At 45.3% G+C, this 26085-nt stretch carries 23 protein-coding genes; 18 read left to right on the forward strand and 5 right to left on the reverse strand.

Features of this window, described 5'->3' with window-relative positions:
* Positions 1-30 precede the first annotated feature (30 nt).
* Positions 31-693, reverse strand: a complete 663-nt coding sequence (locus HP548_RS21815; RefSeq protein ID WP_175382821.1) for an MBL fold metallo-hydrolase — start codon at positions 691-693, stop codon at positions 31-33.
* Between the two features lie 164 nt (positions 694-857).
* On the opposite strand from HP548_RS21815, the gene HP548_RS21820 reads away from it, so the two are divergent.
* From HP548_RS21820 to HP548_RS21840, 5 genes are all read left to right on the forward strand, one after another.
* On the forward strand, positions 858-1385 hold the full coding sequence (locus tag HP548_RS21820) for a sigma-70 family RNA polymerase sigma factor (RefSeq protein WP_175382822.1): 528 nt from the start codon (positions 858-860) through the stop codon (positions 1383-1385).
* Positions 1372-2667, forward strand: a complete 1296-nt coding sequence (locus HP548_RS21825; protein ID WP_175382823.1) for a DUF4179 domain-containing protein — start codon at positions 1372-1374, stop codon at positions 2665-2667. The genes HP548_RS21820 and HP548_RS21825 overlap by 14 nt, the downstream gene beginning before the upstream one ends.
* Positions 2668-2985: 318 nt before the next feature.
* Positions 2986-3621, forward strand: coding sequence for a glycoside hydrolase family 11 protein (locus HP548_RS21830; RefSeq protein WP_076288544.1), 636 nt, complete (start codon positions 2986-2988; stop codon positions 3619-3621).
* Positions 3622-3840: 219 nt separating this feature from the next.
* Positions 3841-4680, forward strand: coding sequence for a formylglycine-generating enzyme family protein (locus HP548_RS21835; RefSeq protein WP_175382824.1), 840 nt, complete (start codon positions 3841-3843; stop codon positions 4678-4680).
* Between the two features lie 344 nt (positions 4681-5024).
* Positions 5025-6467 carry a hypothetical protein gene (locus tag HP548_RS21840; protein ID WP_175382825.1) on the forward strand — a complete coding sequence of 481 codons (1443 nt, stop codon included), beginning with the start codon at positions 5025-5027 and terminating at the stop codon, positions 6465-6467.
* An 80-nt stretch (positions 6468-6547) separates the two neighbouring features.
* Here the strand turns inward: HP548_RS21840 and HP548_RS21845 are convergent, their stop codons facing one another.
* A complete protein-coding gene (locus tag HP548_RS21845) occupies positions 6548-6931 on the reverse strand; it encodes a winged helix-turn-helix transcriptional regulator (RefSeq protein ID WP_063565020.1) in 384 nt (127 codons plus the stop codon).
* A complete protein-coding gene (locus HP548_RS21850) occupies positions 6924-7286 on the reverse strand; it encodes a winged helix-turn-helix transcriptional regulator (protein WP_076288548.1) in 363 nt (120 codons plus the stop codon). The genes HP548_RS21845 and HP548_RS21850 overlap by 8 nt, the downstream gene beginning before the upstream one ends.
* Positions 7287-7390: 104 nt before the next feature.
* Here HP548_RS21850 and HP548_RS21855 point away from each other — a divergent pair, with 104 nt between their 5' ends.
* Complete coding sequence (locus HP548_RS21855) at positions 7391-8305, forward strand: arginase family protein (RefSeq protein WP_175382826.1); 915 nt, start codon at positions 7391-7393, stop codon at positions 8303-8305.
* 163 nt (positions 8306-8468) lie between these two features.
* Here the strand turns inward: HP548_RS21855 and HP548_RS21860 are convergent, their stop codons facing one another.
* Both HP548_RS21860 and HP548_RS21865 read right to left on the reverse strand, forming a co-directional pair.
* Positions 8469-9320 carry an aldo/keto reductase gene (locus HP548_RS21860; RefSeq protein WP_076288550.1) on the reverse strand — a complete coding sequence of 284 codons (852 nt, stop codon included), beginning with the start codon at positions 9318-9320 and terminating at the stop codon, positions 8469-8471.
* A 226-nt stretch (positions 9321-9546) separates the two neighbouring features.
* Positions 9547-10590 (reverse strand): SIS domain-containing protein, encoded by a 1044-nt coding sequence (locus HP548_RS21865; RefSeq protein ID WP_175382827.1) that lies wholly within the window; start codon positions 10588-10590, stop codon positions 9547-9549.
* Positions 10591-10871: 281 nt separating this feature from the next.
* Here HP548_RS21865 and fba point away from each other — a divergent pair, with 281 nt between their 5' ends.
* The 12 genes from fba (at position 10872) to HP548_RS21925 (ending at position 26082) form a co-directional block, all read left to right on the forward strand.
* Positions 10872-11738, forward strand: a complete 867-nt coding sequence (gene fba / locus HP548_RS21870; RefSeq protein ID WP_175382828.1) for a class II fructose-1,6-bisphosphate aldolase — start codon at positions 10872-10874, stop codon at positions 11736-11738.
* Complete coding sequence (locus HP548_RS21875) at positions 11735-12664, forward strand: 1-phosphofructokinase family hexose kinase (RefSeq protein ID WP_175382829.1); 930 nt, start codon at positions 11735-11737, stop codon at positions 12662-12664. Before fba ends, HP548_RS21875 begins: the two co-directional genes overlap by 4 nt.
* A 184-nt stretch (positions 12665-12848) precedes the next feature.
* A complete protein-coding gene (locus tag HP548_RS21880) occupies positions 12849-13649 on the forward strand; it encodes a DeoR/GlpR family DNA-binding transcription regulator (protein WP_076288554.1) in 801 nt (266 codons plus the stop codon).
* 70 nt (positions 13650-13719) lie between these two features.
* Positions 13720-15012: an ABC transporter substrate-binding protein gene (locus HP548_RS21885; protein WP_175382830.1), complete on the forward strand. Its 1293-nt coding sequence runs from the start codon at positions 13720-13722 to the stop codon at positions 15010-15012.
* A gap of 15 nt (positions 15013-15027) precedes the next feature.
* The gene (locus HP548_RS21890) at positions 15028-15963 is read left to right on the forward strand and encodes a carbohydrate ABC transporter permease (RefSeq protein ID WP_175382831.1); all 936 of its coding nucleotides are present in this window, start codon (positions 15028-15030) and stop codon (positions 15961-15963) included.
* Positions 15964-15985: 22 nt separating this feature from the next.
* Positions 15986-16810 carry a carbohydrate ABC transporter permease gene (locus tag HP548_RS21895; RefSeq protein WP_076288557.1) on the forward strand — a complete coding sequence of 275 codons (825 nt, stop codon included), beginning with the start codon at positions 15986-15988 and terminating at the stop codon, positions 16808-16810.
* 18 nt (positions 16811-16828) lie between these two features.
* A complete protein-coding gene (gene melA / locus HP548_RS21900) occupies positions 16829-18130 on the forward strand; it encodes an alpha-galactosidase (RefSeq protein WP_175382832.1) in 1302 nt (433 codons plus the stop codon).
* Entirely contained in the window at positions 18130-19083 is a 954-nt protein-coding gene (locus HP548_RS21905) for a carbohydrate kinase family protein (protein WP_175382833.1), read from the forward strand. The genes melA and HP548_RS21905 overlap by 1 nt, the downstream gene beginning before the upstream one ends.
* Before the next feature lie 50 nt (positions 19084-19133).
* Positions 19134-20681 (forward strand): right-handed parallel beta-helix repeat-containing protein, encoded by a 1548-nt coding sequence (locus HP548_RS21910; RefSeq protein WP_175382834.1) that lies wholly within the window; start codon positions 19134-19136, stop codon positions 20679-20681.
* Between the two features lie 254 nt (positions 20682-20935).
* Complete coding sequence (locus tag HP548_RS21915; protein WP_175382835.1) at positions 20936-22597, forward strand: extracellular solute-binding protein; 1662 nt, start codon at positions 20936-20938, stop codon at positions 22595-22597.
* A gap of 96 nt (positions 22598-22693) precedes the next feature.
* A complete protein-coding gene (locus HP548_RS21920; RefSeq protein ID WP_175382836.1) occupies positions 22694-24508 on the forward strand; it encodes a sensor histidine kinase in 1815 nt (604 codons plus the stop codon).
* 2 nt (positions 24509-24510) lie between these two features.
* Positions 24511-26082 carry a response regulator gene (locus tag HP548_RS21925; protein ID WP_175382837.1) on the forward strand — a complete coding sequence of 524 codons (1572 nt, stop codon included), beginning with the start codon at positions 24511-24513 and terminating at the stop codon, positions 26080-26082.
* Positions 26083-26085: the final 3 nt, after the last annotated feature.

Below are 26085 nucleotides of genomic sequence, written 5' to 3' on the forward strand. Positions count from 1 at the left end.
AGTTTCTCAAGAGGAGAGTTTGCAAAATTTCTAATCTTGGTTGAGTGCTGCTATCTGATCTTTGACATTTACATCACTCAATCCTCCGTGGTAACAAACAACGGATGTAATGTCGAGATCTGCATACTTTCTTAACGAGAGTTTTGCTGCGTTCATATCCGGTGTAGTCGGTGCGTGAATTCCACCAAGCATACCGTCTACACTGTACATGGAGTCCCCGGCAATGAGGGTTTTACTTTCCTTCAAATAAAGACTGATATGACCGGGTGTATGTCCAGGCGTGTGAATGACGCGAATCCCGCCGCAAAACGGCAGTTCCTGACCATCTATTAAAGTATGATTTACTGTGCCCTTTGGCGGATTATCCAGGTGACCATCTTTGATCAGAGGCAGTTCCCCTTGGATGTACGGCTTATCCAATTCGTGTGTATATACTTTAATAGTGTTGCCACGCGTCTGTAAAATCTCCGGAAGATTCCCTATATGATCGACATCCTGATGGGTCAAAATCACCGCATTTAATTTGTATAGAGAGACACCAGCCTTCTCCATTGCCACACGTAAATCCTCAAATTGACCTGGAAAACCAGTGTCTATTAGAATATTCATTTCTTGGTCCTTTAAAAGAATGGGGTGTATCACATTCCCATGATAGTCTAGATGGAGCATTTCGACTCCCTTTGAAATTTCCATAATATTAGTCCTCCGTAGAAAGAAATAGTATCTCTTTGTAAACGAATCAACTTCGTAAAAGATACGGGGGTAGAATTAAAAAAAAGATTAGTGTTTTCTTGTGAACCAAACCAAGTATAGGATGATCTAATGAATAGAAGGTATGAAGGAAAGGGGGAGCATTGGTGGATTTATCAGAAAAAGCCGAACTTGCAAGACAAGGAGATAAGGAAGCTTTTGTATTTTTAATACGTGCTGTTCAACAAAGCCTATTTGTTATAGGAAGATCAATCCTTAAAACGGATGAAGATTGTGCAGATGCGATACAGGAAACCATTGCTAAAGCTTTTTCTAATGTACATACACTGAAAGAGCCAACTTATTTTAAAACTTGGATCATTCGGATTTTAATCAATGAGTGTAATCGGATTATTAAGAAAAAAAAGCGAGTATCCCTTGTCCCTTATGATATGAGAAAGACATCTTATAAGGGGGATTTTGAACAAATTGAGCTGTTTGAGGTAATTGACGAATTGGATGAACAGCTTCAAACCATCGTGACACTTTTTTATATCGAGGACTTATCGGTCAAGGAAATATCTAGAGTGCTTGAAGTTTCTGAAGGAACAGTAAAGTCAAGGTTATTCAGGGCCAGACGACAATTATCAGAGCTCGTTCTAGGGGAAGGAGAGGGCAAATATGAATTTTCATGATCCGGTTGACCGTGAGATCAAGCAATTATTAAATGCTAAAAGAAAAGACCTGATCATTCCTGATACAGTACAACTTGCTATGGAGAACGCACTTTCCTCCATTTCGGAGCAGAAGGTAAAAAAGAAATATCCCCATAAAAAATGGAGATGGGCAGCAGCAGCTTTAGCCCTCTTTTTCATCCTAGGAGCGGTTTCGATTTATTCCGTACCAACATTTGGTGAGATGATCCGGTCTTTATTTGCCAAGGATAACCCGGATATTGGACTTTTGCGGGCACAAGAATTGGGACTAGTGCATAATCCTCATATCAAAGTAAAGGACAAAGGTTATACGCTGGTAATTGATGAAGCTGTTGCAGACCCTACCCGAGTGACGATGGCTCTTCAACTCTTTGATAAAAAAGGTAAGCACGATCGCTATAAGTTACTCCTTGGAGATCTGAACAACATTACAATCAAAGATGCTAACGGTAAAGACTTGGACACCATGTACGATATGGGGTACACAAATGATTTTTATTATATGGTTGCTTTCTTCAATGAGCCATTGGAGACAGACAAGATTACAATAGAAGGGAATATCGAGACGCTTGGCAAAAAGAATGAGCCTTCCATTGAAGGAGATTGGAACTTTAGCTTTGATATAGATATGAGAGAGGCTAACCAGCAAACAAAAATAGAAGAATTGTCTGGTAGCTACACAACGCCACACGGAATGACAGTCACTTTAAAGAGGTTAACGAGAATGGTGCAAGGAGTCCGTTTTGAACTGGAGACTGAACTCAATGATGCTGCAATGGCAAGGTCACCCGGTGATTTATGGGAAAAGCAGATGTTGAGCTTTCACTTTGAAACCATAGAGAATGAAGAAATTCATTCGGTAAATTCGAGAAAGAATGGTGACATGGTTAGTCTGATGTCTACTGATTATGCAGTCATTGGAGACGGAAAGATACGTTGGAGTTATATTTTCAAGTACTTGCCAGAGCACGAACCATATCGTTTTATTTTGGATGGTTACTCGGTCGCGGAAACAGACGGTAGCAGAATTTCCTTTAGGCCATCGGACCTGATAGAACCCAAAGCTTTTCAAATATTAACAGACCGCATAGAGTTGGTTGGGACGTCACTTGAGGACTCACAAAACCCTGATGCCACATTTGAAACCGCTTATGAATATCGGATTATGGGGTTAGACCACATTCCGGAGGAACTTATCCTGGTAAGACGTGTAGTGGATAAAAGGTACAAAGACCCGGACTGGTCCGTAATGCTAAAATAATTTATTAATGTGTAGTCTATCCATCACTAATATCCTCAGCATCACTTTCACAGCCGCCCTTCTGGGCGGCTTTTTGCATATTTGTTTTCCTGTAGGTAGAAGTCGATTTTTAGAAGGAAAACAGACATAAATCTAAACATATTAGAGATTAATCTTTAGTTTGTCAGGTTTTTATGTAACCGCTATCATTCTATAATTTAGTCAGAAAGGAGGTAAAAGTAAAAAAAAGAATTGCATCAAATGGTAATTGAGAACTTCAACCGAGAATCAGACGAAAGCAGTCGATAAGGCAAATACAATCATATTGGGAGGTAGAGTATGTTTAAATTTAGCAAAAAAATGTTGACGGTCATTCTTGCGGCTTCCATGAGTTTTGGCGTGTTTGCAGCAACCTCAAGTGCAGCGACAGATTATTGGCAGAATTGGACCGATGGCGGCGGTACGGTTAATGCTGTGAATGGATCGGGCGGAAATTACAGTGTGACATGGCAAAATACGGGGAACTTTGTTGTTGGTAAAGGCTGGAATGTTGGATCTCCAAACCGGACAATTAACTATAATGCTGGGGTTTGGTCTCCATCCGGCAATGGCTATTTGACACTCTACGGGTGGACAAGAAATGCACTTATTGAATATTACGTTGTAGATAGTTGGGGCACATACCGACCAACCGGAACGTTTAAAGGTACTGTCAACAGTGATGGAGGAACCTATGACATCTATACAACGATGCGATACAATGCACCTTCCATTGACGGTACACAAACCTTTGCCCAGTACTGGAGCGTAAGACAGTCGAAGAGAGCGACCGGGGTTAACTCCGCTATTACGTTCAGTAACCATGTGAACGCATGGGCAAGCAAAGGAATGAATCTGGGTAGCAGTTGGTCTTACCAGGTGTTAGCGACAGAAGGATATCAAAGCAGCGGAAGTTCCAACGTAACGGTGTGGTAAGTAATCCATGGTAAGCAACCCCACGGTGACCCGTTTAACGTAAGTAAAACAGATTTTTATACATTAGGGACAGGCTCAATGCCTTTTCCTCAGTTCTACCATCAGTCCGGATATGTTGAAGGCCGTTTTCAGTCAGACAAATGGCCTTCGACGTTGCCGGATGAGAATGGCAGTCATCATAGCCACTTATTTTCCCATTAGCTTAAAGGAGATCGTTCAATGAGAAAGCTGTTGATGTTCTTTTTAATAGCAACAATGCTAGTGATCAGTGCTTGTTCGCAGGATAAACCCGAACCGAAGGATAACCTTGTATTCGTGCAAGGTGGAACGTTTAAGAACAACAAGACCAATTTTGCCGGTAGAAATGTGACCCTGTCGAACTTTTATATCGGAAAATATGAGGTAACTCAAAAAGAGTGGGAAGATGTCATGGGAAATAATCCCTCAGGATTCAAAGGAGAACAATTACCCGTAGAAATGGTGAGTTGGTATGACGCGGTAGAGTATTGCAATCAAAGAAGCATACAAGAGGGCTTGAAGCCGCATTACAACATAGATAAGGGCACCCAAGACCAGAATAATAAGAATGATAACGATAATATAAAATGGACAGTAACGATTAATGAGGGAACTAACGGTTACCGACTGCCTACAGAAGCGGAATGGGAATATGCCGCAAGCGGAGGTCAGGAGAGCAAGAATTACACATACAGCGGCAGCAACAACGCCGACAAAGTCGCATGGTATTGGAAGAACGCCGGGGACAAAATCTTAACTGGAGACTGGAACTGGCCTGCCATAGAGAGCAACAAAAACAAAACTAAATCGATCGGTACCCAACAGCCCAACGAGCTTGGAATCTACGATATGTCTGGCAATGTCAGAGAATGGTGCTGGGACTGGTACAGCGATGCTGAGAGTCAAATCCCATTATTTCGGGTTGTAAAAGGCGGAGGGTGGATCGGCGGTGTCAATAATAACGAGATCGCTTTTCGAGGGAAATTTGATGCAAATGGTTTTGGTCCCGATCAGGGTTTTCGTGTTGCTCGCGGAGAATAGTCGAAAGGTGGTAAATTATCTAAATAGTTTAAGGCGGGCTCATATGCTGAAAAGTAGATCGTTGAACATAAAGAGATGTCCATGCTAATGCAGATTAGCCAGGACATCTCTTTTTTGAAATGCTTGTATTTCATTCAAAATGCACAGGATCGGAAACGTGATGCATTGCCATACAATTTGAACCTTTATTTTGAAGGATCAAAAAGTATCCTACGACACAAAAATGATCGGATCATACAAAAAAGTGCGTACTATTCAACGGTTAGGGCACCTGATAATCTAAAATTCGAAGGGCAAGTTGAATTGTCGTTCAATATAAAAAACGTACTGAAGGGGTGGGAAAAATGCCAGCGTATCAACTTCACTTGAAAGATAAACGGATCGTATGGGGAAACGCAATAGATGTGGAGTCTCTCATTGGCACATATCCACAGGACTCGATTAGAACAGGCGAGAATGTGGCTTTGGATTGGAAATTGCCTGACGGCATATATAGAGCAAAAGAGGTCGTCATTGAGCTGGATAAACTGCTTGAGGCGATTCTGGTTCAGCTGGGCGAACCGATAAACGGTGATCCTTCGGTGTTATTGGATAGCCTTCAAGCCAATTTGGCAATCTCCGGTGATTTGTCATCGCTACCGCTTGGTCCATTAGCTTTGAAGGATAAGGCAGGTGTTGAAATTACGACACAGGCGGCACGCATTGGTGAACAATTGGTTCACTGGGCAAGAGAGATTAATTCTGAAAAGAGGGCACTGTCGCAATATGGACCAGAGACCCTTGGAGAGCTGGAATTTAGAAGTCATTGCTACGGTCATACCCTAATACCGGAAGCTATTGCTCAGGTTTGGGGTCCCGCTGGGGGGCCGAGAGTTATGCAGTTATATAATGAATACTTACACCAATTTGTGTTACTGCGGGATGCATTACTTCCTTTTGCCAATTGGGAACAAGTACCTTTTGAAGTCAAGGAACACACGCAATTCAAAGGATTACGTTTTCTGGAGCCTGCCCGTAAGGTCTTTTTAACTCAATTGCTTGGGAAGGAATTAACGCACAAGGCGATTGTCCAGTATGCACAGAGTGTGCTTAGCTCGGGTTTGACTTCGGTAGGTTACGGCTTTCAATATCCTTTGGGAACTGTGTTGCCCGCTGGATTGGGAGAGTCGGCTGGAACGGCTGCGCGTTATCTTCTGAAATGGCATCCGGTACAAACCATTGAGACTAAAGATACAAAAGATATAGTTGCCATCTCATTGGAATATGAATATGACGATTATTATGCTGCACCACGAAATGAAGCAGGAACGGGTATACCTGGCAATAAGGATTACCTTCATATTTCAGAAGACCATAGTGATCTCCCATCCATCGCAAGGCTGCTTCCGAATACAGGGTCAGATCGAACAACCGTGCGTTTCACTGTGGAGAGAGATGGTCATGCATCATCTAGTGTAGAATCTAGTGTGGATCTTGGTCAGCTTTTCAGGGGACATCGATTTTCATATCGGCCTGAAAAGAACAACCATTCCAAGGAAGCTACTGTGAAGCGAACATCAACCAGCATTCATCAGGTAGCAGACATTTTGTCGCATTCCGGATTGGTGACAAATACGGACAATGGAGTCCATGTCATACCAACAGGCGGAAATGAACTTGTACAGTGGTCTTTGTTAGGCAAGCTGTATCCCGAAAATGTGGTGTTAGTGGACAAAGGAGATCAAGAGGAGCTGGAAGCAGCTTTGGTTTCTGGAAAGGGGTATGGAACGCAATTTTTGGTGTTGTAATGCTATAAACCATTCGTGACAGATGATATGACGACGGCAGCGTACTCGTACAGAGCTGCTGCCGTCTAATTACGACTACTTTAATTTACATTAGCGATGTCGCGGCGAGAGTCATCATTGTCGCAAGATACTTCGTCGGGGAATTTCTCGATATAAGTCGTGCCAAACTTGCACAACATCTGTAGCATGGGGGCCAGTTCCTCGCCCAGATCGGACAAATAATATTCTACTTTTGGCGGTGCCACCGGATAGACCTTGCGAATAATCAGGCCGTCACTTTCAAGCATTCTGAGCTGCATTGTAATCATGCGTTGGGTTGCGTCAGGAAGAAGTCGCTGAAGCTCATTAAACCGAATGGGACCTTTAGTTAAGTGATTGAGTATAGAAATTTTCCATTTGCCGCTAAGTAAGCTCATAACAATTTCCGAGGTACAGCGATAGGTTTTATTTCTAAAGTTAATCATCCTCCAACACACCTCTTTCACTTTGATTTTGTACTCCCCACTCACATAAACCTTCCAGAACGGGCAATAACGTTTCCGCTTTATCGGTCAGTCTGTACTCGACTTTAGGCGGGACTTGAGGATACTCTTTCCGTTCGACCATACCATCCGCTTCTAATTCTTTTAGTTGTGAACTCAGTGTTTTAAACGTAATCGCTCCAATTTGTCTTTTCAGTTCATTAAAGCGTACCGGTTGGTTTTCTGCTAAAAGATAAATTATGACCATCTTCCATTTGCCGCCAATGACAGACAATGTATAGCCAAAAGGCGTATCTTGAATATGTTTAACCTTACCTTGATATTCAGCCATGCTCATATTTATGCTATCCTTTCGGGTAGTACCTGTCATAATTGTGCGTACTACTTTTTGATTTGCGTTCAGTTTATACTAACCTTACTTTGAAGTAAAGGAGAGAAAACATGAATCAAAAAACAATACGTCTGTTAATGCCACAATGGCAAGGCGGGAATAATCCTAACTACTCTTTTGGCGCGGAACTGCTTGCCTGGCTGGCTCCTGATAATGATCAACCACTGATTCAAGTTCCTGTACAAGCATATGATGGAACTCCACTGGAAAACGAGAATGGTGTAAATGGGAGGAAACAGCTCCTTGAACAATTGGAAGCAGCCCAGCATATTATTCATGCTCACAAGCCTGACCGCATCGTCATGTTTGGCGGAGACTGCTTGGTCGAACAAGCTCCGTTTGCCTATTTAAACGAACGGTATAATGGAGAGTTAGGCTTGATCTGGATCGATGCGCACAGTGATTTGGTTGGTTACGTGGGATATGATAACGGACATACGTTACCACTGGGCAATCTTTTGGGAGAAGGGGATGAGGAGTTTGCACAACATGTAAAAATTCCTCTAAAACCTGAAAATGTCTTTATCGCGGGGTTGGCAACGCCTACAGAACAGGAGGGCGAAGTGATCTCAGAAGCGTTTGAACGATTAGGTATAACGACTGTAGAATCAGATGCAGAAATGATTCAAAGACTTGGCATTAGAACTTCCGGAGCTGAAGAGTTAACAAAAAGTACGGAATCCATCAAAGAGTGGATCAAAGAAAGCGGTATTAAGCATCTCGCTATTCACCTGGATCTAGATGTGCTTGATCCTAAGGCTTTTCGTTCGTTATTATTCGCGAATCCTGAAGGACCTTATACGTTCTCTCCTGCGGGCAGCATGCAAATCTCCCAGCTCCTGCATCTACTCAAAGAACTATCGGAAGAAACAGATATGGTGGGATTGGGTATAACCGAGCACATGCCATGGGATGCAATTAACCTGAAAAACCTGCTGGGGGAAATACCTATTTTAAATAAGTGAAATTATATGCGAGGGCTAATCATCGCTGAACAATAACTAATTTATCTCACCAAAGCAAAAAAAAGGGCCGTATATGACTACGGCTCCTTTTGTTTATCTTTCTTATTACTTGCCTCTGAATGAGAGCTTCAATGAAAAGGAACTGAACGATCTCCCCGAAGGGTCAGATATCAAGTTTACGTGTACCGATCCACTTCACCATCTCTGGGTCGTTATGAGAAAAGAATAGACTCTGCTTCGTATCTAATGCAGTAATCGATTCCATATCATCTTGGCTTAATTCAAAATCAAAGATATTGAAGTTCTCAACAATTCTCTCTTTACGAACAGACTTCGGAATGACAACGACATCTCGTTGTGTCAACCAGCGCAAAACGACCTGAGCAACAGATTTATTCACCTTTTTCGCAATGGATAGCAATACATCATTCTGGAAAAGATCATTTCTTCCTTCAGCAAAAGGCGCCCAGGATTGAATCTGAACATTATTCTCTTTCATAAATGCAGCACTTTCGATTTGTTGATTGAAAGGGTGTGTTTCAACCTGGTTTACCGCAGGAACTACCTCGTTATGAATGATTAAATCGATCAGACGGTCCATCTGGAAGTTACTAACCCCAATGGCACGGACCTTTCCTTCACGATACAATTCCTCCATAGCGCGCCAAGAGCCGTACACATCGCCAAAAGGCTGATGAATTAAATACAGATCCAACACATCCAATTGCAAACGTTCCAGAGATTTTTGGAATGCTTTTTTAGTGTTTTCATATCCAGTATCCTGAACCCAAAGCTTTGTAGTAATAAATAACTCTTCTCTTGGGACACCACTTCGTTTAATGGCTCGACCAACGGCTTCCTCGTTCAGATATGAGGCAGCTGTATCAATCAGGCGATATCCTGCCATAATGGCATCGTAAACGCTTTGTTCGCATTCATTTTGATCTGCAATTTGATAAACACCAAAACCCATAATGGGCATCTCCACACCATTGTTAAGTATTACTTTTTCCATGTTAAAGCCCTCCTTTTTATATGTTTATTATGTACCAAATCATAATTCTAGCGTTATATCATTCATATCAAATGTTTGCCTAATTATCTCACAGAACGTATAAAATTGATTTTTGACCTTCAAGTAAAAGACTTCTATTCTGCCTCGAATAGAAGTCTTAGGATTCTCCTTTAAAAATTACCCTTGCTCAAAACGTCCAAGCGGATCAAAAGAACTAAGCTTTCTTTTATAGCTTGACCCAGGCTACCAGGCCATCGGGTTGATCCGGGTTAATACCGTGCCGTTCGGCATTAGCCAAAGCGGCTATTTGCGAGATGAAAATGAAAGGAATACCCCGTACTGCTGTGTTAAGTGGATGACTTGTTGTGATCTCAAGATCTATGAACTCTTGCGGGATGCCCATCGCCCGATCGGCAAATGTAATAATGGTGGCTCCACGCTCCTTAATATCCCTTAACAGATTGTGTTGATGCTCAATACCACTGTCCGATAAGGCAGCGATCACTAAAGTATCCGAGCTTACGGTGACCATCGGCCCGTGCCGAACGTCAAGAAGATGGTATGCGTGGGCTTGTGTCTTGGCAATCTCGGTCAGAGCGATGGCGCCCTCAGCTGCCAGCCCTTGTAGTTCACCGTCTGCGAGCAAGACTGCGTTCGTCCAATTGAAGTTGGAGACGCGGCGGATGCTGTCCTCTACACGTGCCATGTAGGCTTCACCTTGATGAATCGCTTCCTGCATATCGATAATCAGCTCCTCATCACCAGCAAGAAAAGCGGCAAGCAGCAGATTGGCTGCATACAGATTGGTTACTGTGCGGGTCTGGCAAACGCTATGGTCGAAAGCCCAGGGCAGTTCCAGAGGGAAATCGGCGCTTTTGGATAACGGCGAGTCCGTTACACAAGAAATCGTTAATAAAGGAATACGTCGATCAGACTGGAGCAAACGCAATGCTTCAACGACCTCACTCGTACTGCCAGATCGTGACGGCGCTATGATCAGACTACCCTCCAGCATGGGACGATAGCGGTCTGCATGGAGCATGAGATCACCCGCGGCAAGTGACATTGCAGGCAGGCCGGCACGCAAACGGAAGGAAAAAGCGGCCGCTTCGCTCAAGCAATAACTGGACCCGGCGCCAACAAAGGTTACGGAGGTAATCGCTTGAGCTTGGACAAAGGCAGTAAATTCCGTGCGCTTGGCCAGTAAATAGTTGTACGTCTGCTGCAGGGCCTTATATTGTTCTTTTACTTCACGATACGTCAAACTCATAAAAAATACCTCCCGGGAATGATTTAGATTGATAACTTCAGTTTGTGATCTTTTCGATCAAATATACAGTTATATGATTGTGTTAATCATAATTATGCCTTTACAACGCACTAAATTGCAATAGTTTTCCAAAATAATGATTGATTTAATCAAATAAAAAGATTATTATGATCACAAGCTAGAAATTATCAAATGTTTCCCATACTCATCTGACCCGTGAAGGGAGGTGCAGGATCGTTCAAATCGTCGCGAGCGACGAAACCTTAAAAGGGGGAATGGATATGCCACTGATCTCGTCCACTGAAATGCTGCAAACAGCTCGCAGAGACCAATACGCCATCGCTGCATTTAATGTTCATACCCTGGAGATGCTTCAGGCTGTCGTTGAAGCGGCTGTAGAAACCGAGTCACCACTCATTATTCAAACTACGGTGGGTACAGTCAACCACTTGGGTCCAGATTACATTGCTCATGCGGCTAAAACCGCAGCGGACTTGACGGATATCCCTATCGTACTTCATTTGGATCACTGCACTGATTTCTCAACGATTATCCGATGCATACGAGCAGGTTATACCTCTGTAATGATCGATGCATCCATGTATCCTTTTGAAGAAAACGTGAACCTAACCCGTAAAGTGATGGAGGTTGCCCAGGCATCTGGTGTAAACGTGGAGGCAGAGCTTGGCAAGGTTGGGGGCGTTGAGGACGATATTGTCGTTGAGGAACAGCATGCTTCCCTAGCAGATCCGGAAGATTGCGTGCAATTTGTTGAACGCACCGGCGTAACTACACTCGCTCCAGCAATCGGTACCGCACACGGTATTTATAAGGGCCAGCCGAACATAGATTTTGAACGAATTGAAACCATTGCGGATCGAGTATCGGTTCCTTTGGTGCTGCACGGTGGTTCGGGCATTCCAGCTGAACAGATTCATCGGGCGGTTGCACTGGGGATGTCCAAGGTAAACATAGCCACAGAGCTGCGTATTGCTTTTTCCGAAGCTATCAAAGATGTATTTGTAATCCATCCAGAAGAGAATGATCCACGCAAATACATGGCTCCGGCGAAGGAAGCAGTTAAACGGCTTGCCATGGAGAAAATACGGTTATGTGGAAGCACTGGCAAAGCCGGCGTAGTCCGATGATTACCACAGTTACACTCCATGCGGCCATCGACCGGACGTTGTACGTTGACAAGTTTGGCGTAGGTCAAGTGCATCGAGTGACAAGACAGGTTAATGAGCCAGGTGGCAAAGGCAATAACGTAGCCAAGGTGATCCGGCAGCTCGGCGGTGAAGTCACAGCTACAGGCATTATTGCCGGCAATAACGGTGTATTTATTGAGAGAAATCTGACTGAACGGGGAATACGGACTGCTTTTATCCAATCAGAGGGAGACTCCCGAGTCTGCCTTAACATTGTGGACGATTCCAGTGGTACCTCTACAGAGCTGCTTGGGCAGGGCCCAACCATGTCAGAAGCCGAAGTTGAAGCGATCAAGAAAAAAGTACAGGAGCTCGCCACTCAGTCCAGTGCAGTTGTGATGTCTGGAAGTTTACCCCCAGGTGCGCCGGACACATTGTACGCAGAATTGATTTGTATTGTCCGTTCAGTAGGAACGAGAGCCTTTCTGGATACAGGTGGAACAAGTTTCAGCATTGGGCTGAGTGCAACGCCCCATTTCGTGAAGCCAAATGAACTGGAACTGGCCGAGTGGCTGGGGCAAAAGCCGAAAGACATTAACGGATGGGCCCGTGCAGCGCACAGGTTGGCGCATCAGGGCATTGACGAGGTGTGCATAACACTCGGCAGTGACGGTGCTCTGGCTATTTTAAATGGAAAAGCATATCTGGCAAAACCGCCATCCATTCAGCCTGTGAATACGGTAGGTTGCGGAGACGCCTTTGTTGCCGGCATGGCATATGCAGGAGAACGCGGTGATTCGCCCGACTCCAGACTGCGTACGGCTATCGCGGCTGCCGCTGCGAATGCAATGTCTTCCAAAGCAGGTGACATCGATCATGTACTCTTTGAGAAGTACGTACATCAGGTGCAAATTATACCTTTATGATAGTTGAAGGTTTGGAAAACCAGCTTCATATCCCTCATGAATAACCGTTAGATAGATGCTTTTCTTATGGGATGCAGTTCATGTCGACATATTGCAATCCATCCTTTCATCCTACACAATAGAGCTAGCACGGGCTGAAGTTAACGGATATCATGCAGGCCCAGACATATTAAAGGAGAGACTTATGCAATATTCAAAGGGTGAACTGCGCAGAGCACAAACATTGGAACTGATTAAATCGCATGGGAAAATATCGCTGCAAGAGATTGTCCAGACGGTTGGCTGCTCGGAAGCAACCGCAAGACGTGACTTGGACGCACTTGAAAAAGCGGGCGAGATTATTCGAACAAATGGGGGAGCCATATATGAAGGAGGCCTGACGTCGGCGGTATCGGAGCTGCCTTTTGCAGCAAAACGCGATTTCCGGCGGATGGATAAGGAACGGATTGCGGCCACGGCGGCAGCCCTTGTTAAAGAGGGAGACATTATCTGCCTGACGGGAGGTACAACGACGTTCTTTATTGCGAAAGCACTCAAAACGCACCGTAATATTACGATTGTCACCAACGCGGTGAATATTGCTTATGAATTGGCTGATGCCGAAGATATTCAGGTCGTCGTGATTGGCGGCGTTATGCGGTCTAAAAGCTACGAGTTATGCGGTCCGCTGGCGGAAAGCGTAATCGACAAAATTAACATTACGAAAATGTTTCTCGGGGTGGACGGAGTAACGCAGAATTTCGGCTTTACGATGCATTCCGAGCTTGAAGCTCGTATTGCCCAATTAACAATGGAACGTTCCAGCGAGGTTTATGCTGTATTCGATCAAAGCAAGATTGAGAAAAGTGCTTTGTTTACGATTGCTCCCTTAACTCAGGTGACTGGAGTGATTACGAATAAACAGCCGGAGGGATGGTTTGAGCAGGCGTGCCGGGAGCATCAGATTGCGATACATACAACTACAGACCACATTGCTTCTATATAAATACACGTAAAACTCAAATGTCCTTCCCTTCATATGCTGGCTAATTTGCAGGACAAGGGAGGATATGCGAATGCATTTTTCCAAGTTTATGCTGATCATTGCGATGGTTTGTGTTGTATTCGCTGAAGCAGGCTGTTCCAGCTCCTCCTCTTCAGGCGGCGATACATCCGCAGACCCGCAAGGTAAGGTGAATCTGGTCTTTTGGAGTCATCAGGAAGACGCCATTGTGGGCGCATACAAGAAATTAATATCCAAATACCAGACCTTACACCCCGATATAACGATCGAGTATCAGACCTTTCCATATGATGTATACAGCCAGAAGCTGAAAGCCTCATTCTCCGCGAAGAAACCACCCGATATTGCCGAATTTTTCGGCACGTGGGTGCCCGAATATTCCAAGAACGACCTGCTTGTCGAAATCCCTGATAGTGAAAATGTAAAAAAAGAGTACTATGATGCTCCCCTTGGGGGATATTTGCGAGATAACAAGTTATATGGGCTGCCACTTGAGTACAACATTGAGAATGGCGGCATGTTGATTCACCCGCAAATGCTCAAAGACCAAGGCTTCGATCACGCACCGTCCAACTGGACAGAGCTTGTGGACTACGCCAAAAAATTAACTGTCCGTGAGAACAATGTCATCAAAGTCAAAGGCTTCGATTTTGTATCTGCAGACAATATTACGTTTACTTTCTTATCCCTTATTTTGCAGCAAGGTGCAAGTTTTATGGGTGAAGACGAACATGTTAATTTCCACTCACCGGAGGCGGAGAAAGCGATGTCCACCTTGGTTTCGCTCGTGGCCGATGACAAAGTTGCGGATTTAACCACGTTCGGAAGCGAGCTGGATACCTCTGACTATTTTTTTCAGGGGAAATCAGCCATGACCTATCGCGGTCCGTGGACGATTGCTGCGGGACAGAACAACTACAAAGTTGATGATTTTGAATACGTTTCCGTGCCTTCCTTTACGGAAAATCCACCTGTTTTTGCTGCCGAATCCGGTTGGGGGCTAGCGGTGTCCAAGAAAAGCAAACAACAGGAGGCTGCGCTTGATTTCATCCAATTCATCTCAGAGAAGGACAACCTCTCGACCTGGAATACGGATACCTTTACCGTTCCAGCCAAAAAAGAAATTGCCGAAAACCCGGAATTCCTGAAGAACAATCCTCATCTAAAGCCCTCGCTGGACATATTGGCGTTAGGTCAATGGATCGGTCCTATAGCAGACCGGGATTTCTTCTTCAAGCAGGTTAACGACAATTTCCAACTGATGGCCAGTGGGCAGCAGAATGTTCAGGACGGGTTAGCGAACATCGAACAGACAATCAATGATAATCAGGATCAACATAAGTGATAGGGGTGCTGGGGTATGAGTACTGCTATATCTACCAACAAGGCGGAAAAGGTTAACCCAGCGGTAAAGTCAACAGCTTACAGGGCAAAACGAAGGTTCATCATCATCTCACTCGTACCGATCTTGCTTCTGTTCGGGGTGTTTGCTTTCCTTCCCATCGCTTGGAGCCTGGGCTTGTCCGCATTCAAGTATGATCCGCTCAGCTCAAACGCGATATTCGTGGGGGCGCAGAACTACATTCGTATGTTTCAGGACTCCATCTTTCTGAAGTCATTGTGGGTAACCTTCAAATTTGTATTTATCGCCGTATTGATCAACATTGTTATTACACTTTTGATTGCTTCAGCGATACAGCGAGTCCGCATCCCTTGGCTCAAAAATGGCTTTCGGACCGTATTTTTTCTTCCCACGATCGCTCCGCTGGCGGGAACGGCTATCGTATGGAATACCATGTTCAATTACAATGACGGCTTGTTCAACATGATTCTCGCCAAGCTGAATATGGCGCCGATCCAGTGGCTCAGTGATCCGCATTATGCGCTCTATTCCATCATTATGATGACCTTGTGGGCTGATATTGGCTATAATATCGTTCTTTTCATTGCTGGACTCGATTCTATCCCGGATATGTACTATGAAGCAGCGACGCTGGAGGGAGCGGGCCGATGGCATGTCTTTCTTCACATCACACTGCCACTGCTGCGCAGAACGTTGCTGTTTGTATCCATCACGACAGTTGTTTCCTATTTTCAGGCCTTCCCACAATTTCAGATTATGACCAAGGGCGGACCCTTCAACGAAACACGAGTGCTGTCATTGCAAATCTATGAACAGGCATTCTCCAGCTCCAATATGGGGTACGCATCTGCTATGGCAACCGTATTTCTAATGATCATCCTGCTTGTGACGCTGCTGCAACTTCGGTGGGGACGCACGCAATGGGAACATTGAGAGGAGAGGGGAGAAGAAACCGATGCCGCGTAAATTCAGCCTGTGGGAAGGGTTTACTATCGCAGTTCTTGCAGTTATAGCTTGTGTTATGCTTTTGCCTTATGTATGGATGGTGCTGTCATCACTGAAAAGTAACATGGACATCGTCTCGGGTTCCGGCGGTTTTTTTCCAAGTAAGCCGAGTCTGGACGGATACCGAACGGTTTTTAGCGAGGCGCCTTTTGTCACGTGGTTGCTGAACAGTCTGGTGACTTCCGTCATTATAACAGTGGTGACCTTGTTTACTAGCGCTCTAGCCGGATATGTTTTTGCCAAGCATCAGTTTAAAGGCAAGAAACTGCTATTCATTTTGATCCTGGCAACCATGATGATTCCCTTTCAGGTTATTATGATTCCCACGTATCTGATCACCGCTGAGCTTGGACTGGTTAACCATTTGCTGGCGATTATTTTGCCTAATCTGGTTAGCTCCTACGGCGTATTTCTGGCCAAACAATTCATAGAAGAGATTCCACAGGAGCTGCTGGAGGCAGCAAGGATGGACGGTTCTGGCGAATTCAGGCTGATGCTTCGTATCGTTATGCCGCTTATTCTGCCGATGCTGTCAGCGTTGGGGATATTCACGTTTATGAACTCCTGGAACAACTATCTGTGGCCATTGATTGTATTAAATGATGAGAGCAAGATGACCGTTCCACTGGCATTGGTCTATTTTAATGGAACGCATCAGGTCAATTACAACGTCGTCATGTCAGCTGCGGTACTGATTACAATACCGGTTATTATAATGTTCCTGATCTTCCAGAAGCAATTTATTAAAGGCCTAGCTATGACGGGCATGAAATAACGGGTGAGGAGAAGAGTTATGACTAAAATCTCAATTATCGGAGCAGGCAGTGCATTTACGCGAGAGATCGCTATGGATATCCTGCTGATTGAAGGCTTGGAGGGTGGCACCATTGCCCTGGTTGATATTGACGAGCGGCGGCTTGAGTTGGCACGCAGGCTGGTGCTTCAAATCGTAGAACGGACAGGAAAGAAGTGGGAGGTGCTTGCCTCTACGGATCGCAGAGAGGTCATCGGCGGTTCACAGTTCGTGATTAACCAAATTGAAGTAGGCGGACTGGAGACGGTTCGTTATGAATATGAAATTCCGCTGAAATACGGGGTTAAGCAGTGCATTGGCGATACACTTGGACCCGGAGGACTATTCAAGACACTCCGTACCCTTCCCAGCTGGATTGAAATTGTACGGGACATTGAAGCGCTCTGCCCAGACTGCATCATTCTAAACTATACCAATCCGATGTCGGCGGTTACACTCATGACTTCCCGCATTACGGATATTCCGGTAGTGGGACTATGCCACTCCATTCAGAATACGTCGGCTCAACTGGCCGAATATGCCGGAGTTCCATATGAAGAGATGTCATGGAAAGCCGGAGGTATTAACCACATGTCCTGGTTTGTGGAGCTGTCGCACGCCGGGAGGGATCTGTATCCAGTACTACTGGATAAAATGAAAACTCCTGAACTGCTGCGGCTCGACCCGGTCCGCTTTGATGCGATGAAATACCTGGGTGCATTCGTCTCGGAATCCAGCGGCCATTTCTCGGAGTATATCCCATATTACCGTAAACGCCAATCGCTTATCGACCAGCACTGCAACTCAGGTTATAACGGAGCTACGGGGTTCTACGCTGACAACTGGCCGATCTGGCGGAGAGAGAATGATGAACAGATCGTTTCACAGCTTGAGGGAACGGTACCGCTTGAGCTGAAATCCAGTAATGAATATGCTGCCATCATCATCGAAGCAGTATTGAAGAATGAGCCGAAGGTCATTTATGGTAACGTTCCTAACCGGGGGCTGATTGAAAATCTGCAGGCTGATGGCGTGGTGGAAGTGGCCTGTCTCGTTGATGGGAAAGGCGTTCAGCCCTGTCGCTTTGGAAGATTGCCCGAGCATTTGGCCGCATTATGTCGCTCGAACATGGCTTTTTTTGACCTGGCTGTAGAAGCTGTGCGGAGGAGTGACAGGGAGATGGCTCGCCATGCACTGATGCTCGACCCACTAACTGCTGCCGTATGCTCCCTGGAGGAGATCAGAAGTATGTTCGATGAACTGTATGAGGCGGAACAGGGATTTGTTCCGGTATTGAAATGATGCAGAGACAGCAAACAAGTCCCGTTGTTGTCATTGCTGGCGAGCTAAATGTAGACGTCATTGTATCGGGAACGGATGTTATGCCGGAATGGAATCGGGAGAAAATGGTCGATGGCTTCGAGATTGTTCTTGGTTCCTCTTCAGCAATAACGGCCTGTGCGCTGGCAAGTCTGGGAGCGGATGTGAGATTCGTTAGCGTAGTGGGAGATGACGATTTCGGCAAATTCTGTATAGCTGAGCTGCAGCGTATGGGCGTAAATACAGAGCATGTAAGCCGATTATCTGGCATCAAGACAGGTGTAACTCTGTCGCTCTCCACACCCGATGACCGCGGGTTGTTAACTTACGCTGGCAGTATCCCATTGTTAACACCGGATTATATCCCTGAGTCCCTGCTACAGCAGGCCGCACATCTTCATTTTGGTTCCTATTATTTGCAGGATGGAATGAGACCTCATTGGCGAGAGATCTTTACAAGATTGCGGGCAGGTGGAATCAGCACGTCTTTTGATACCGGCTGGGATGTATCCAATCAATGGGACCGCGAGGGCATAAGTGCACTACTGACGGTGACTGATTTGTTTATTCCCAGCGAGGATGAACTGCTGCACATTTTTCCTGCCGACGGAGTAAGCCATGTGCTTGATTCCATGCTTCCTGATGTGGCGGGTATTGTAGCGGTTAAACAAGGGTCAAAAGGTGCTACACTGCGCGAACTGGACGAAAGTAGAATATCGGCCGAATCTTACACTTTGACGCCCGTCGATACGACAGGAGCAGGAGACTGTTTCAACGCAGGAATCATATATGGATACTTGCTTGGAATGCGAAGCGATGAACTGCTGCGATTTGCCAATGCATGTGGAGCATTGTCCACACTTGGCATTGGTGGCACAGGGAGTTTGCCGACGATGGAGGCTGTTCTTCTTTTGCAGGCTGAGCATGAACAATAAATCCTGATTTTAATCTAACACAACCAAATTGATCAAAGGGAGTTGAGAATATGTTGAAATTCGGTAAAACATTGCTGATGGGATTAAGTATGGCGATAGGCATAGGACTGGTTTCAGGCATTGAATGGTCCTCATCTGCTGCAGCAGCAGGTACGGATTACTACGTAGCGACAAACGGAAATGACTCCAATGCGGGAACGAGCAGCGCTCCATGGAAGACGCTTCAGCACGCAGCGGATGCTGTTCCTGCAGGCAGTACAGTGCATGTTCGTGGCGGTGTGTATAACCAGAAGCTGAAGATCACCCGCTCAGGCTCCGCTTCACAAGGGCCGATTGTATTCACTAACGATGGTACGGAGACACCGATTATTGACGGCACAGGACTTTCGGTTAGCGGGATTGAAGGGTTGATTGACCTGACCGATGTGAATTACGTTACTCTTCAAGGATTTGAAATTCGCAATTATACTACAGCTACCAAGGACGTCATGCCCGTAGGCATTTATGTTCACGGATCGGGCAGCTTTATCAATTTGTCTGGCAACAAAGTCCATGATATCAAAAACACGGCCACTCCAACTGGTAGTGATCTGCTTGGCCGTGACGCACATGGGATCGCCGTATACGGCACAAAAGCACCTGAATCCATTCACGATATTACGATTAGTGGTAATGAACTGTATAATCTTGTGCTCGGCTCCAGCGAATCGCTGGTTCTCAACGGGAACGTGGACACCTTCTCGGTGACGAATAATGTTATTCACGATAACGACAACATTGGCATTGATCTCATCGGTTTTGAGGGGAAAGCGCCGAATACGGCTTACGATCAGGTGCGGAACGGACTCGTGAAGGGCAACAGAGTCTACAATATCACTTCCAACAATAATCCTTCGTATGGGAAGTCACTTCCGAATAACAGTAATGCGGCCGATGGCATTTATGTGGATGGTGGCAAGGATAGTATTATTGAACAGAACTACAGCTACAACAATGATATCGGTATCGAGATTGCGTCAGAGCATGCCGGTAAATCTACCAGCAATATTACAGTACGCAGTAACGCAGTCTACAACAACCGACTCACCGGCATCGCGATGGGCGGTTATGATACTAAACGCGGCTCCACAGTAAACTGTAAGATCGTTAACAATACCGTATACAAAAATGATACGCTTGGCGATGGCAGCGGCCAGCTTTACGTTCAATACGATACACAAAATAACGTAATTAAGAACAACATTTTCGTAGCCAGCTCTACAGATGTTTTGATTTACAATGAATACACCAAGAATTCCGGAAACGTTGTGGATTATAATCTTTATTTTGCCCCTGCCGGAAGCAATGGAGCCAGCTGGACATGGAAAAATAAAGATTACACAGGATTCTCCGCTTATAAAACGGGAACTGGCAATGACGCGCATTCCTTGTTCATTGATCCCAAATTTGTGAATGCTTCGGGATACGATTTCCATCTTCAATCTACATCTCCAGCAATTGATGCCGGGAACACGGACAATGCAATTATTGGAACACTGGAGATTGAGGGGAAACCAAGAGTACAGGGAGCTGCTGTGAATATCGGCGCTTACGAGTGAGACTTATAACCTAACGGGAAGACTCTCCCGAAGGCAATCCAACAAAGGCAGCTGAGTAATCAGCTGTCTTTGTTTTATTTTATTTTAAGAGTACTAACCCATTTTAAATAGCTGTACCTGAATTAGACCTTACGTAAACTCATATTTAGGTAGGGAGCGGCATTTCCATTTCGAGCCAAGGATAGTAAAATCGGTTATAGCATGATTAATGCTAAGGTTAATTCACAACTGTAGCGAAGAAAGGAGGGGATGGAATGAAACTCGGTTTTATCAAGTACAGCATGATTATCTATTGGGCCATAATCTTAATGCTAGTTTTGAGTGCGTGTTCCCGATCAGAGCAAAATGTAAGTCCGTCACTCCCACAACCCGCTCATCCTAAACAACAGCCAGCTGAATACAGGCCAAACCCTGATGAACCCGGATGGAAGCTTGATAACAGACCTGTGGATTTGACCTGGTTTGTGGGTGCGAACTGGTATGGTCACACATGGGGTGAGAGCATAACCTCCAAGATTGTAACTGAGAAAACAGGTGTCAACATCAAATTCGAAATCCCATCCGGCGAAGCCAGTGAACAAATTGCGCTCATGATGGCCTCCGATAAGCTGCCGGATTTGATAACAATAGGTTCGTGGGAAAGTGCGATTAATAAGTTATGGGAAGGAGATCAGGTATATGCCTTAAATGAATTGGCGGAGCAATATGATCCTTACTTTTTCAAGGTCGCGGGGGACGGTGCATTGAAGTGGTATCGTCAGGAAAACGGCAATACATATGGCATTCCAAATGATTCATACAGCCCCAGCCTGATGCAGGCCACTGGTTTGACGGCTGCGAACCAAACCTTCTTGGTGCGAAAAGATCTGTATGAGGCTATGGGAAGACCGGATTTGAGCACTCCGGAAGGCTTTCTGAACGCACTGCAATTGTTAAAGGATCAGTATTCTGTGTATAAAGGTCAGCTCATCAGTCCTTTCTTTGCTCAGGGGAATGTCTCTTACGGAATGACTGATTACCTGCAAAACCTGCTGGCTATTCCGCATGAAAAGGACGGCAAATTTAACGACCGTATGACCGACCCGGACTATATCACCTGGCTAAAAACCTTCCGCACAGCATATGAGCGAGGCTTGATTAATGTAGATTTTCTGGTGGACTCGAATGCTCAGGTAGAGGAAAAAACCAGTAATGCCCGTTATTTTATGATGATTCGCGAGTGGACTGGTATGGCGGCTATCAATCCGATTCTGGCTGCGGGTGCATATCCGAATTCGTACTACATCGCTGTGGATGGACCGCAAAACAGTCAAGGTGATTCCGCCAGACTGTTCCCTGGCAACATGGACGGCTGGATGGTTACGATGATTAGCAAATCCACCAAGAGTCCTGAACGAGCCATCCGATTTTTGAGCTATTTAGCGAGCGAAGAAGGCCAAAGGGATGTATTTCTGGGCAAAGAAGGCGAAACATGGGCGATGAGGGATGGCAAACCGCAGTTGACAGCCGAAATGGTCCAATTGCTTGACACAGATAGGGAGCGTCTGGAAAAGGAATACGGTATCATGGATACCTACTGGATGCTGCGCAACCCTGCTTTCGTTAACCAGTGGAGACCAGAAAAGGCGGCATCCGTTAAGCAAATGGAGGAGTTCGCGAATAAACAGGCGGATATGGACAGCGGCATCTATAAGGGAATAGATCCTGTTGGAGATTCCGATATAGCCTTATCCTGGTCGCGTATTTCTCAGAATTGGGAAGAAGTTCTGCCTGAACTGATTACTGCCAAAGATGAAGCTGCTTTTGATAAAATATTCGAGAATTTCTTGGCCCGCCGTGTGAATTACGGTTTTAATCAGGTAATGGAGTACCGTCAGACCGAGCTGGAAGCGAGAAAAGCTAAGATGGCTGAATAATCATTTCCTAACAACCTCGCTTTCTATCGACTAACTTGTAATATATGGTATAACAAAGGTGGTGAGGATTTCAGAGTGAATTACCTACTGACTAGATTGAGGAAACTTTACCGCAATGCCCGTATATCCCAAAAGCTGTTTCTGGCGTTCAGCCTGATGATTGCCATTCCCGTTATTTTAGTATCCTTTTTATATATTCGCATGCAGGAAACCCAGCTATATAAGGACGCTATGTCAGCGGGCAACAGCCATGTTTCATGGTTGAACGAACAATTGCGCAGCAGAATGGACATCATTGAGAACGCTTCCAATACGGCGCTCACTCAAAAGTCATTTGTGGATTTTATTCATTCCAATATGCTTGTGGATGGACTACGACTGGTGAAGTTTAAGCAAAACCAATTTGAGCAAATGCAAAATATCATTCAGAGTAATGCGATGATCAGTGAGCTCAGCTTTTACGTGGATAACCCGAACTTGTATGAAATCTGGCCTGAAATCTATCATTATCAGAAATTTTGGCCGCAAGATTACTGGGCTAAGCTTCGAGATGAAGGTGGTGCGGCTTACCGCTTATTTTCTTTTAAGGATGGTGAACATACGCTATCATACTACCGGCTGGTTCGCCTTCAGGGTCAGGAGAAAAAAAGGCCTAGTATTATGGAAATTCGCGTTCCACACAGTATGTTTTTCAGCGATCTGCTCCAGGAGAGCAAGGGAGACTTCTTCTCTGTTTTAATGAACGAAAGCGATCCTCCCCAATATGTTTATAATCCTGAGCATGAGTTTTCTCGAAAAGCCGGAGAAGGACTGGACGAAATCCTTGGTGGTATTCATCGCCAGCTGGATGTACTGCCACAGGAAAGTCCCGTTAAGATTAAGGTAGGTGATCAGAGCTACTATGCACTGTACCGATATATCGCTCCGCTAAATACTTATGTGGTCGATATCGCCTCCCATCAGGCATTGATGAAGGGGCCACGCAGCTGGTATGCATTTGTGGTAACGATTACATTATTTGTTCTGCTGCTCATCATGCTGCTTGTATCACATACAACTCGGCGCATTTTCCGACGGCTGGACAATGTACTGGCTTCAATGCGTCAGGTACGAAAAGGAGAACTGGATGCAACGATTGATACCGGCCTTGATGAGAACGAAAGAGGGGATGAGATTGATGAAGTGGCTGTGAGCTACAACAAAATGTTACATGAGGTTAAACGTCTGATGACACAGGTCGTGGATAAACAATTGATCGCCAAAAATGCACAGCTGCATTCACTGCATTCGCAGATCAACTCTCATTTTTTGTATAACGCACTGGAATCTATTCGAATGCTCGCGGAGGTTCAACGGCAACCTGCTATTGCGAATTCACTTGTATCATTAGGTTCGCAACTTCGCTACAGCATGCAGTGGCGCAGCGATACGGTTGCGCTTCGCGAGGAACTTGCTAACATTCAAAGTTACGTTCAATTTATTAATTTAATGGAAGGCGGCAGCATCATATTGAGGGCAGATCTTCCGCAGGAGGTGCTCCGCTATGCAATTCCTAAAATGTGCATGCAGCCTATCGTTGAAAATGCAGTGCATCACGCTGCACCATCAGGCGGGAGTGTGTGTATTCAGATCACCGTTTCAGTGGAGAATGAACGCTTGCTTATTAAGATACAAGATGATGGAGAGGGGGTAGACCCGGAGATGTTATTTCGACTGCAAGCGGCACTGCGGGGAGACTCGGATTCGCCGATTGTTACCAGCAAGAACGGACTTGGTTTGGAAAATGTGAATAAGCGGCTGCAGCTTCATTATGGCGAGGATTACGGTCTTTGGATTGATAGTGTTCAGGGCGTTTTTACCTGTGTAACGATACGTTTGCCTTGGGAAAATGTAAATCTTGGAGGGTGGTAGGAGTGATCAATATTCTGGTTGTGGACGATCAAAAGCACATCCGTGACGGTCTGCAGGCGATGCTGCATCAATTTCCTCTGGAGCTGAACAATATTTACTGTGCCGCAAGTGGGATGGAGGCGCTAATCCTTTTGCGCCAGCATAACATTCACATTGTTATTACTGATATTATGATGCCGGACATGGACGGGCTGGCACTGATGGCACAGACCAAAGAGGAGCGCATCGAGGTGGAATACCTCATTATTAGCGGTTATAGTGATTTTACATATGCTCAAAAAGCCATCGAACTTGGGGCAAAGGGATACTTGTTAAAACCTCTGAAGCGAGAGGATCTGCAAACTTCACTAGAGCATGTATGGAAAGAAATTCAGACACGGCAGGCTCTTACGCACAACATACAGCATATCTCTCGTCTCGCCCGAGAGACTGATCGTAAAGAATTACGAATGTTTATGCGGGGAGCATTAAACGATGAGGCTTGGATCCTCCAAATCCAGGAACAAAATCCTTCGCTTTGGCACAATTATCGCTTATGTTTGCTGCGAGAGAAATGTTGGATCAACCAGCCGGGTTCCAGCAGCGTCCATAGCATGGAAGGTATTGCTTATGATGTATTCGGTAGACAAGGTTGCGTTTGCCTGCAACACAGCCCGTATCTGATCCTCGCAGTGAGTGCAGCCATAGACCCGGAGGCTTTGCCAGCGGCGCTCAAGGAAGGAATGATCGATGCGATAACCGTTATGACTGACCCGCAGCAAGGATTGAAGACGTTGCCCGGCAGTTATACACAAGTACATGAGTTATTCCACCATAGTTATCTGTTTCCAGATCAATATATCATCCTGCCAGCAGTTATTGAGCATATGGAGCAGCAGTGGCAACTCCCTTATGAAGAGCTTTATGAACTGTTCCAGTCTGTTGGGACTGACGATAGTGGTAAAATTGCTCAGGGCGTGTCCGCAATATTTCATAAAAATGTGCTGCAACGCTATCATATTCGCTATACCCAACAGCTCTGCGGCGCCACAGTGCAGATGATGGAGGAATACGAACGAGTTGTTCGTCCCTACATGGGTGAAGAATCGCTGGATCTTGAATCTTTGCGTAATCTCTTTGATTATCCGGGGATGCGCGATTATATTCAAGCGCTGCAACAGCAGCTGCTTCGACTGAATCAGTTTTATTTTGAATATAAGCACAGTTATCGCAATTCTCAGGATCTAAATGAAGCTATCCGTTTTATACACGAAAGCTATCATAAGCCGCTGGACCTTGCGATGGTATCCAATCATGTGTCGCTTAATTACGCCTATTTCTCAAATCTGTTCAAGAAGAATATTGGCAAAGGTTTTGCCGAATACCTGAGAGATGTACGTATGGATAAAGCGCGGCGTCTCCTAGCCGAAACCGACCATAAGATTGTTGAAGTGGCTGCTATGGTAGGCTATGAAAGCTACAAAAGCTTTACACGAGCGTTCCGCCTTGCGATGGAAATTCAACCCACAGAGTATCGACAAATGATGCGCCAAAAGGTAGAACGTGAAGTGCAATACCACAGTACAAATATATAAATT

The organism is Paenibacillus taichungensis (assembly GCF_013359905.1).
In the GTDB taxonomy this organism is placed as follows: Bacteria; Bacillota; Bacilli; order Paenibacillales; family Paenibacillaceae; genus Paenibacillus; species Paenibacillus taichungensis.